We start from the raw sequence: 10,818 nt of genomic DNA on the forward strand, positions 1-10,818 counted from the left end.
ACGGACCGGTGCCACGGACCGGTGCCACGGACCGGTGCCACGGACCGGTGCCACGGACCGGTGCCACGGACCGGTGCCACGGACCGGTGCCACGGACCGGTGCCACGGACCGGTGCCACGGACCGGTTCCGGTGCAGCAGGGCTGCGGTCAGGGGGCTCGAAGCCCTGCGGCACGCCCGCGTCCTGCGGCGAGGCCGTGGCAGTACCTGCGTGTTCCCTCTCCCCCGTTCCCCGGCGCCCGCGCAGCTGTCCATCCACACCGATCCGCGCTCAGGGGACGCCGCCTGGTGAGAGGGCCGGTTCCCCGCCGGTCAGGCGTCGGGTTCGGGTTCAGCAGGCACGTGCGGTGGCACCCGGTTCGGGCCGGCCTCCGCCGGGCGGGGGCGGTCCTGGCGGTGCAGGCGCACCGCGATCAGCGCCACGTCGTCCTCGGGGTGGGCCGGCAGCATCCGCGCCAGCACCCCATCGACGAGGCTGTCCAGGTCGCCGTCGTCGCCGGCCAGCTCCTGCAGCACCGCCTGCAGCTTCTCCAGCCCCGCCTGCAGGGACTGGTCGCGCCGCTCGACGAGGCCGTCGGTGTACAGCAGCACGGTGGAGCCGCGGTCCAGCACCACCTCGCAGTCGTTGCGCTCGGCTTCGGGCAGCACCCCCAGCAGCAGGTCGGTGTGCAGGCCCAGCAGCGGGCTCACCGCGCCGTCGGGGTGGATCACCATCGCCGGGGGGTGCCCGGCGTTGGACCAGCGCAGCCGCGTCACCCCCCGGGAGCGCTCGTCCAGGGACTGCTCCAGGCGCGCGGCGATCGCGGTGGCCGTGGTGGTGATCATCAGGTTCGCCATCGCCTGGTCGGCCTTGGCCAGGATGCGGGCCGGGGACTCATCCCCCAGCGCGCCCATGGAGCGCACCACGGTGCGCACCTGGCTCATCGCGGCGGCGGCCTGGGTGTCGTGGCCGATGACGTCGCCGATGACCAGCACGGTGGCCCCGCCCGGCTGCACGAACGCGTCGTACCAGTCCCCGCCGACCTGCGCGGCCTCGGCGGCCGGGGTGTAGCGCACCACGATCTGCCCGTGGTCCGGCTCGGGCGGCTCGGTCAGCAGCGAGCGCTGCAGGCCCGCGGCCAGCTCGCGCTGCTGGCGGTACAGGCGGGCGGCGTCCAGCGCCAGGCCGGCGCGGTCGGCCACCTCGGCGGCCATGTCCAGCTCCTGCTCGCTCAAGGCGGCGCGCTGAGGGCCGGTGAACAGGCTCATCAGCCCCACGGTGCGCCCGCGCCCGCGCAGCGGCAGGACCGCCGCCGAGGTCGGCGCCAGGCGCGCCAGCACCCCGCGCGCGCTGCCCTGCGGGTCCAGCACGGCGCTGATGGCGCGGGTGGCCTCGGGGATCAGGACCGGGCGCGCCTGGCGCAGGGCGCGCCAGAGGTGGGCGTGCTCGGTCAGCTCGTCCAGGCGGTGCTCGGCGTAGTCCTCCACCAGCGCTCGCAGCGCTTCGTCGTGGTGCCAGGCGCCCACGTCGCGCAGTCCCCGGCGCAGCCGGTCGGGCCGCCCGGCAGCGGTGTGGGCGCGGGCACGGGCCGGGGTGCTGGCCGGGGCGTCGTCCTCCACCAGGGTGATCACGCACCAGTCGCCCAGGGCGGGCACGGCCAGCTCGGCCAGGCGCGCGGCTGCCGACTCCGCCTCGAAGGTCTCGGCCATCTGCCGCGAGGTCGCCGCCAGCAGCGCCAGGCGGGCGTTGGCCCGCTCAGCGTCGAGGCGGGCGTCCTCAGCAGCCTGCCGGGCCGCCTCGGCCGCGTGCCGGGCCTGCTCGGCGGCGTGCCGGGCCGCCTCGGCCGCGTACTGATCCTGCTTGCGGGCGGTGATGTCCACGAAGTACACCGACAGCCCGTCCGGGCCGGGCCAGGCGCGCAGCTCGTACCAGCCCTCCAGCGGGGCGGGGTAGTACGCCTCGAAGGTGACCGCCTGGCCGCTGCTGACCGCGCGGCGGTACTCGGTCTCGAAGGCGGCCCCGACCGCCTCGGGGAAGAGCTCCCAGATGACCCCGCCCAGCAACTCCTCCCGGGCGTGCTGCAGCAGCTTCTCAGCCTCGGCGTTGACGTAGGTGAAGCGCCACTGGGAGTCCAGGGAGTAGAAGGCGCTGGACATCGACTCCAGCACCCGCGCGGTGCGCACGTCGCCCTCGCGCGCGGCGGTGGTGTCGTAGGCGGCGCCCAGCACCCGCACCGCCGCACCGTCCTGCCCGCCGCGGGCATCCAGCGCCTGCCCGCGCGCCTGCACCCAGCGGGTGCTCCCGTCCGGGCGCACCACGCGGTACTCCGCCTCGTACTGCCCGCAGGTGGCGATGCACTGCTGCAGCGCCTGGCTCACCCGCGGCAGGTCCTGCGGGTGCACGCGGGCGTTGAACGCCTCGATGGTGCCGTCGAAGTTCTCGAAGCCGTCGGCCCCCTCACCGGTGCCGTAGCCGAACAGCTCGAGCAGCCGCTGGTCCCAGACGAGCTCACCGCTGGCCAGGTCCCAGTCGAAACCACCCACACCGGCGGCGGTGATGGAGTGCTGCCAGCGCAGGCGCGCGGCCTCGTAGTCCACGCTCAGCGCGGAGCGCTCCAGCTCGCTGACCGCAGCGACGGCCAGCTCGCCCAGCAGCGCCACCTCGGTGCCGGACCAGGGGCGCGGGGCGGGGCCGAAGACGCACAGCGCGCCGACCACGTGCCCGTCCTGCCCGCTCAGGGGCACCCCCAGGTAGGAGCCCACCGTTCCGCCGGCCACCGGCGCCAACTGCGCCACGCGCTCGTCGGCGCGGGCGTCGGCGATGGCCAGGGGGGCGCCGGAGGCGGCGGTCTGGGTGCACAGCCACTGCGCCAGCGGCCCATAGCCCTGCTCACCGGCCTGCGGTTGCGGGCCGGCGGCGCCGGCCAGGGTCTGCACGTCGCTGAGCAGCGCCACCCGCGCGGAGCCGGCGCCCAGCAGCTGCGCGGCCAGCGCGGCCAGGCGGTCCAGCCCGGAGGCGGTGCCGCTCTCGCCGACGGGCTCACCGACCCCGTTCCCCACCTCGCCGAGCTCGCTGTGCACCCGGTGGGCGCTGGTCGCCGACCTCGTCGCCGACTGCAGGCGACGCGCCGCGACCACCCGGCCCCGATCGGCAGCCAAGGCTCGCGCCGCCGCGTGTGCCGCCGTGAGGTCGCCGCTCACCGGGCCGAGCTGGTGCACCACAGGCTCGCTCGGCTGCTCGCTCGGCTGCTCGCTCGGCTGCTCGCTCGGCTGCTCGCCCGGCTGCTCGCCCGGCTGCTCGCCCGGCTGCTCGCCCGGCTGCTGAGGCTGAGCCCGACAGCGGTCCTGGGACACGTGCACCCTCCTGACGCCAGGTGATCACCTGGCGTCCTGCCAGCTGTCTCGATGAACCCTCATTCTCACCGATCGCGAGGCACCGGCGGTGCAGAGCGAGCTGCGCGGACCAGGCGCTGGCCACGCTGCAGCCGACAACTGCTGAGCACCGACCGCAAGAGCCCCGCGGCCACCAGCCATCCTCGTCATCGACCCCCGGCGACCGCCCCCCGGCGACCGACCCCGGTGACTCGTGCGGTCATGAGGTGCGATGTGTGCTCACGATGTGTGCTCACGCCGCCGGCGGGGCATCCTGACCGCGGGTCCAACCCGGGCCCTGCCGGTCCGCTCTCCACACGCTCCGCACCTGGAGGGCCAGCGGTCAGCAACCACCCACCGACCGCCTGAGAGCTTCCATGAGTCACCCGCAGCACCCGCAGCAGCACCTCGAGCACTTCGTGCTGACCACCGTGGTCAAGTACCCCGAGTGGGCCGCCGACGCCACCGCGGTGCTGGCCGCCGCGCACGCCCAGGTGCACCGACGCGCCACCCAGCACGGCCTGGTCGTCCAGGGCCGGCCCAGCGAGCGCGTCGAGGATCTCCACGACGCTCGACGGGTGCGCATCACGTTGAGCGTGGACGCACTGCCCGAGCAGCGTCCGTAGGCGAAACCTCCTCGCTGCGCAGGCCCCCTTCGATCGACCGTGCTGCGCGCCGGGGCCGGTGGCGGGACAGCGGTCCACGGTGGGGCGCAGGACACTGCCCTTGCCTCCTTCACCCCTCCCGAGCTCTCGTCCGGCCGCCTCCCGGCTGCCGGCTGCGCCACCCGAACAGGTCTCCGGGGTACGAGCCCCGGTGCCGCGCGGGCGCGCAGCAGCGCCGACCGCCCCGGTCATCAGGCCGGCGACCGGCCCCGCCGACCAGCCCCCGCCGACCGGCGCCTGCAAACCGGCGCCTGCAAACCGGCCCCGCAAGGAGCGCTACCTGGACGTTCAGCGACGACGGCGCGCCGGTAAGGCTTAAGCTCCCTTGGCGCTGGTGCCCACACAACGCGGCAAGACCCACGCAGCGTCGCGTCTCGTGCCGCTGCCGCTGAGAGGACCGCCCATGTCCGAGCACCTCGCACCCCAGCGCAGCGCCCCCACCGGCACCACCCGCTCGCTGCCCGCAGCGCTCTCACCGCAGCAGGCCTTCGCCGAGCTGGGCACCCTGGTGGTGGGCCACAGCCCGCTGGGACAGGTCCTGCACCGCACCGCCGCACTGGCCGCCGCGTGCGTGCCCGGCGCCGAGCAGGTCTCCATCACCCTGCTCGAAGGGGGCAGCGCGCGCAGCGCGGCCTTCACCGGCGCCCTGGCCGCCACCTTGGACGAGCGCCAGTACGAAGCCGGCTTCGGACCCTGCCTGCACGCCGCGCAGAGCGGGCAGAGCATCCGCATCGACGACACCACCACCGAAGCCACCACCGGCACCTACCGCGACTTCGCCGCCACCGCCGCGCGGGCGGGCGTGCGCAGCACCGTCTCCATCGGCATGCCCATGCCTCAACCGCTGACCGGCGCGATCAATGTCTACCGCTTCGACGCCGGTGTCCTGGACGAGCAGGCTCTGGGCCTGCTGCAGGACTTCGCCGGCTACGCGGCCATCGCGCTGGCCAACCACGCCCTGTACGCCTCCGCAGCGGACCTGAACACCCACCTGCGCACGGCGATGACCTCCCGCGCGGTGATCGAGCAGGCCAAAGGCGTGCTGATCGCCCAGCTGCACTGCACCCCCGAGGAAGCCTTCGCGCACCTGGTCCGCCGCTCCCAGAACACCAACCGCAAGCTGCGCCAGATCGCCGCCGAGATCGTCCAGCGCGCCACCGGCGGCTGAACGTCCCACACCCGCCCAGGACCGTGCCGCCACCAGGGCCGTGCCTGCCTGAACGCACACGGACCCAGCGGCTATACCTCGTCGCTGCCCTCGTCGCTGCCCTCGTCGCTGCTGGTGTCCAGGCCCACCAGGGCCAGGACCTGCTGGGCGACCGTGCCCGGCTCAGCGAGCACGCGCACCCGCACCCCCGCCGCCCGGGCCTGCTGCAGACGCCGGCGCAGCACCCCCAGCGCGGCGCTGGCCAGCACGCTGACCTGTCCCAGGTCCACCTGCAGCGCCGGGGCACCGGGCACGGTGGCCAAGGCCAGCTCCGCGTCCAGCTCAGGCGCGTTCACCGCGTCCACCGGCCCGCGCACGCTCAGAACCGAACGCTGGCCGCGGTGCTCGGTGTACACGTCGAAGTCCTCACGCACCGGGCGCGGTGGGCGCGGCGCCGCACCGTGGGAAGACTTCCACGGCCGCAAGAGCACGGTGACGCTGGTGCCGCGCGAGGACGGCTCGATGCGCACGTCCTCGGCCAGCTCGCGCACGATGGCCAGCCCCATGCCCCGGCCGGTGGCCGGGGCAGCCGGCGGGCGCCAGCGCCCCTGGTCGCCGATGCGCACGGTGACCACGCCGCTGGGCTCCAAGCGCGCGTGCACGGTGAGCGGGCCACCACTGGACGGTCCTCCACCGCACGGTTCGGCCGGTTCGCCACCGGAGGGCCCGCCACCGGAGGGCCCGCCACCGGACGAAGCGCTGTCGCCCTCGGCGTAGGCGTGCTCCACGACGTTCTCGCACAGCTCGCTGACCACCTCGTCCAGCTGCTCCAGCGCGAGCTGGTCCACGCGCCCGGCACCCAGCCAGCCGCGCAGCGCCGCGCGCACCGCCGGGATCCCGGCCCGGCTCAGGTGCACCTGCAGGTGCAGGTCCGCCAGCGGCGCGACGGGCTGCAGCGCCAGCAGCGTGATGTCGTCCACCGAGCCGGTCAGCCGGGTCAGGCGCTCCAGCACCTGCACGGTGACGCGGTCCACCGCCTCGGGCAGGGTGAACACCGGCACCAGCTCATCGGCGCCGGCTGCGGCCGCGACCTGGGCCAGTTCCACCGTGCCGGCCGTGACGGGCACCCCGGGACGCTCGAGGATGCCGTCGGTGTACAGCAGCACCAGCTCCCCGGCACCCAGCACGGCGCGCTGCACCGTGCGCCCGCCGCTGCCCCGGGCGGTCGGCTCGGTGCTCACCCCCAGGGGCGGGGCGCCGGAGGGGTCCAGGAACCGGCTGGAGCCGGCCACGCCGGCCACGCCGGCCACGCCGGCCACGCCGGCCACGCCAGCCACGCCAGCCACGCCGACGACGCCAGCCACGCCGACGACCAGCGGCGGCGGGTGCCCGGCCGAGCAGTACTCCACCGCTCCGGTGCTCGCATCCAGCACGAGCACGCAGACCGTGGCCGAGCGGGCAGCGGGCACCATCCGGGTGAAGCGGTCCAGCGCCGCCACAACCTGCGCCGGATCCGCGCCGGCATCCAGGCGCTCCAGCGCCACCGCGCGCAGCTGCGCCATCACCGCCGAGGCACCCACCCCGTGGCCCACCACGTCCCCCACCACCGCCGCGACCGTGCCGTCCGGGCGGGGCAGCACGTCGAACCAGTCCCCGCCCGCGCCCTGCTCCGCACCCCCGACCACGTAGCTGGCCGCGACCTGCACACCCGGCAGCACCGGCAGCCGGGCCGGCAGCAGCGCGCGCTGCACCTCCTCGATCACATCGGTGGCCCGCCGGTAGCGCCGTCCCAGCTCCGCCGCCGCGGCAGCCTGCTCACGCTCGGCGCGCACCTGCTCGGTGACATCGCGGCCGAAGGCGATGGCGCCCACGACCTGCCCAGCGGCATCGCGCATCGGCAGGAAGTCCATGTCGGCCAGCACCTCCCGCTGCGAGCCGGCGGGGGTGACCACGGCGAAGCGCACCGCGCGCGCGGTGAGGTGCTCACCGGCGTAGACGCGATCGAGCATCTGCACCAGCCCCTGCCCCTGCGCACCGGTCAGGTACTCCTCGATGCGCCGGCCCACACCGCGCTGACCGCCGTACAGGGCCACGACCGTCTCGCTCTCACCCACGTTGAGGTGCTGCGCCCCGCGGAAGACCTGCAGGTACAAGGGCAGCTGGCGCAGCGCCGCGGCCCGCCAGCGCACATCGCCGTGCACCGCCTCCACCTCGCCGAAGTCGACCTCGCCCGCACCGCCGTCGCCCGCACCGCCGTCAGGGCTGCTCACCGGTGGTACCGGCCGGTGCCGGTGGCGCTCACCACCACCAGCGCGGCGTGCTGGTGCGAGCACAGCGCTGCCCGGTGGCGTGCCCGCGGTGCGTGCTCGAGCGCGCTCGTGGACCCGGCCAAGACCAGCTGCAACGGCTGGTTCCTCATCGTGGTACCTGACTTCCGTGGATCTGGGGCGGCATGCTCAACGCGGTCGAGGGGTTCGACACTAGCCAGCACGCAATGCACCCGCACCGCACCGAGTCGCGCACGCTCGCTGGTGGCGCACGCCCGCTGGTCACGCACGCCCGCTGGTCGCGCACGCCCGCTGGTCGCACCGCTGCGGACCGCAGCGCCAGATCGGGTCGGGCAGGATCGCGGCCCGCCCCGATGGGCTGGATCGGATCGGCTGCCCAGTCGGCTCGGCCGCGGAGAACGAGCGAGCGGGCGAGATGAGAAGGAGGGCACGGTGCGTGCGGGGGTGCTGGGGTACGCGGGCGCTGGGGTACGGGGGCGCTGGAGTGCGGGTGCGCGGGTGTTACCGGGCAGCCACACCGATGTAACGAACAGCACATGCTTGGTGACCTAAGGTGAAAACGGCCGATCGGCAGGTCCCGCGCAAGGAGGCGTCCAGCTTGACCTTCTCCGCCTTGATCGACGCCTTGACCAGGTGCACCAGCACCAGCGAGGCACCGCCGCGCACCAGCTCGGCGCCTGCACCAGCAGGCCGGCCCTGCCCGCGCACGCCGCAGAGCCGGGGCACCTGCGGAACGATTGAGCCCGCACGCGGCGGTGCCGACCCTGAAGCCGGCCACCCCGGGCCTTGAAGCAGCGCAGAGGAGCACCGCCGACACCCGCCGGCCACCCGGCGCGCTCGGCACGACGGGTGCACCGGTGGGCACCGGTGGGCACCGGTGGGCACCGGTGAGCGCTGCATCCACCTGCCGCCGCAGGCGCTGGTCACCTCGCGCTCAGCGAGCCGGATCCGACGCAGCAGCTGCCCGACCCGGCGGTGCAGCGGACTGAACCGGCTGTGCACCCAGCCATCTGCCCCGGCCACCGCCCCCACCGAGGTCGACCCACGCCGGGTGCCGGCGCACGTACCGCTCGAGCCGGCCACCTGCTCCCTGGCCCTGCGAGGTGGCTGCTCTAGCACGGGCACGGTGCAGCCACCTCGCAGGCGAAGCACGCCGCGTCCGGGGGCACAGCCCCTGGGACGTCGCAGCCGTCGCAGAGGGTGGTGCTGGGACCAGCCGGGGAGAACGGCACAGGTCGGCGCGTGAGCTCGCTCGCCCCGAGCGAGCGCGGCTCGACGGCCAACGGGTCTGCTCCTACTCCGTGCCGTGTCGCGGCCACGAGCGGAGCGACCCACCGCGCGACCCACCGCGCGACCCACCGCGCGACCCACCGCGGCGCGACGTCTGGAGGCGAACCGGGTGCTCCCGGTGGTCAGCGCGGAGAGCAAGGACGGCGGTGATCGACGCCTCGAGCACCCCGCACCCGCGGCGGCGGCACGTGGGAGCGGTGGTCATCGCCGCCTTCCGCGGGATGCTGGGGATCGCCGCCGCAGCAGCCCTGCGCACCCCGATCGAGGACGTGCTGCCCGGCGCAGCGCGCCGGCGGCGCGTGATCGTCGACCTGGCCGCAGCCGAGAGCGTGGACGCGCACGCGCTGGGGTCTTGGTGAACGTGCGCCGCTGAGCCTGCCGTCGCGGTGAGCAGCTGCAGGTGACGTGCGTGGCGCAGCACTGGCGTGAGCCGGCGCTCTCCTTGGAGCCGTGCCAGGGCCTGACAGGGGTGAGCGGCCTTGCCCAGCCGTGTTGCACCGAGATCCGCACCAGCACCCGCACCGGCCTGAGCACTGCCGTGGGCAGCACTGCCGTGGGCAGCACTGCCGTGGGCAGCACTGCCGTGGGCAGCACTGCCGTGGGCAGCACTACCAGCGCCAGCCGGTGACCTCTGCGGTGACACGGCAACGACTGTTGCGGCGCCTGTCCACCAGCGCTGAACGCCGTCGTCCACGGGTTGACCGCAGGGCGCTGGTGTGCGGAACTTGCCGCTCGTGCACCAGCAGGCACGCTGCCGAGTACCGGCGCGGCGTGGAGGAGCAGGAGGTACCCGCGTGGACGAGCGGATGCCACCCACCCGGGCAGAGGTGAACGAGGCGGTGAGCGAAGCCGCGCTGGAGGAGCTGTGGCGCCAGGTCAGCGTGCACCGCGCCGTGCTGCAGGCCCAGTACACCCACGCTGCAGCCCGAGCGCTGCTGGCCCGCAGCGCAGCCACTCGCAGCGCGTGCGCGCAGCAGGTGCGCCACAGCGCCCGGTTGCGCGAGCGCTCGGTGCTGGCGCGCCTGGAGCAGCAGGTGCGCTTCCTGGAGCAGGACCTGGAGCAGGACCTGGAGCAGGACCTGGAGCAGGACTTGGCACGGGGACCGGAGCAGGACGGGGACCGGGAGCTGTGAGCACCGCCGCCAGCGCGTGAGGAGAACGCGCGCGGGAGCGCGAGCACCGGGCGGGAGCAGCGGGCAGGCGGCGGGCAGGCGGCGGCGGGCAGGGTGCAGGAGCGGCAGTGCGCGCACGCAGCACGGTCTCAGGCGTGCGGTGCCGGCGCGGGCCGGCCCAGCAGGTAGCCCTGCGCGTGGGTGCAGCCCAACGCGCGCAGCAGCTCCAGGGCCGCCGGGCTCTCCACCCCCTCCACCACCGCGGTGCGCTGCAGGTCCCGGCTCATCGCGATCAGCGCGGCCAGCACCGCGCGCCCGGCCGGGTGGGGCACGTGCGCGGTGAAGGCCCTGTCGACCTTGAGCACCTGCGCGGGCACCTGCAGCAGGCGCTGCAGGTCCGAGTAGCCGCTGCCCACGTCGTCCAGGGCGATGGCGCAGCCCAGCTCGCCCAGCGCGGCGAAGGTCGCCGCGGCGCCGGCCCCCAGGGTGCCGCTCTCGAGCACCTCCAGCGTCAGCCGCTCGGGGGCCAGGCCCGTGCGGGTCAGGACGGCGGCGACCTCGCCGGCGAAGCCGGGGCGGGTGAACTGCGCGGGCGAGGTGTTGACGAACACCCGCGCCGGAGCCGGATCGGGCCAGCTGGCCAGCTGCCGGCAGGCGGTGGCCAGGACCCAGGAGTCCAGCGCCCGCACCAGCCCCGCCCGCTCCCCTAACCCCGCGTGCCCCGACCCCGCCTGCGCCGACCCCGCCTGCGCCGACCCCGCCTGCCCCGGCGCTGCACCGCTGCTGCCCTGAGAGCCGGAACCGCCGGCCTCGAGCGCGGGCAGGAACTGCCCCGCGGTCAGCAGACCGTGCTCGGGGTGCTCCCAGCGCAGCAGGGCCTCCACCGCGCTGACCGCGCCGTCGCGCAGGTCCACGATGGGCTGGTAGTGCAGGCGCAGCTGCCCGTCCTCCAGCGCCGCCGGCAGC

At 75.1% G+C, this 10,818-nt stretch carries 8 protein-coding genes; 5 read left to right on the plus strand and 3 right to left on the minus strand.

The annotated features are described in order from the left end of the window. Positions 1-311: 311 nt before the first annotated feature. Entirely contained in the window at positions 312-3,059 is a 2,748-nt protein-coding gene (locus ACRYR7_RS21390) for a SpoIIE family protein phosphatase (protein WP_432574133.1), read from the minus strand. Positions 3,060-3,727: 668 nt separating this feature from the next. Between ACRYR7_RS21390 and ACRYR7_RS21395 the strand changes: the two genes are divergently transcribed. Next, positions 3,728-3,976, plus strand: coding sequence for a hypothetical protein (locus ACRYR7_RS21395; protein WP_432574134.1), 249 nt, complete (start codon positions 3,728-3,730; stop codon positions 3,974-3,976). Positions 3,977-4,418: 442 nt separating this feature from the next. Beyond that, positions 4,419-5,183, plus strand: coding sequence for an ANTAR domain-containing protein (locus ACRYR7_RS21400; protein WP_432574135.1), 765 nt, complete (start codon positions 4,419-4,421; stop codon positions 5,181-5,183). A gap of 71 nt (positions 5,184-5,254) precedes the next feature. Here ACRYR7_RS21400 and ACRYR7_RS21405 read toward each other — a convergent pair whose 3' ends face one another. Then, positions 5,255-7,432, minus strand: coding sequence for a SpoIIE family protein phosphatase (locus ACRYR7_RS21405; protein ID WP_432574136.1), 2,178 nt, complete (start codon positions 7,430-7,432; stop codon positions 5,255-5,257). A gap of 1,454 nt (positions 7,433-8,886) precedes the next feature. Here ACRYR7_RS21405 and ACRYR7_RS21410 point away from each other — a divergent pair. From ACRYR7_RS21410 to ACRYR7_RS21420, 3 genes are all read left to right on the plus strand, one after another. Next, a complete protein-coding gene (locus ACRYR7_RS21410) occupies positions 8,887-9,099 on the plus strand; it encodes a hypothetical protein (RefSeq protein ID WP_432574137.1) in 213 nt (70 codons plus the stop codon). Positions 9,100-9,209: 110 nt separating this feature from the next. Then, entirely contained in the window at positions 9,210-9,368 is a 159-nt protein-coding gene (locus tag ACRYR7_RS21415) for a hypothetical protein (protein WP_432574138.1), read from the plus strand. Positions 9,369-9,579: 211 nt separating this feature from the next. Then, positions 9,580-9,873, plus strand: a complete 294-nt coding sequence (locus ACRYR7_RS21420; RefSeq protein ID WP_432574139.1) for a hypothetical protein — start codon at positions 9,580-9,582, stop codon at positions 9,871-9,873. 128 nt (positions 9,874-10,001) lie between these two features. On the opposite strand, the gene ACRYR7_RS21425 is transcribed toward ACRYR7_RS21420, so the two are convergent. After that, positions 10,002-10,818 (minus strand): EAL domain-containing protein (locus tag ACRYR7_RS21425; RefSeq protein ID WP_432574140.1); only part of this gene is annotated, 817 nt, incomplete at its 5' end.

The organism is Kineococcus gurbantunggutensis, assembly GCF_050871925.1.
In the GTDB taxonomy this organism is placed as follows: domain Bacteria; phylum Actinomycetota; class Actinomycetes; order Actinomycetales; family Kineococcaceae; genus Kineococcus.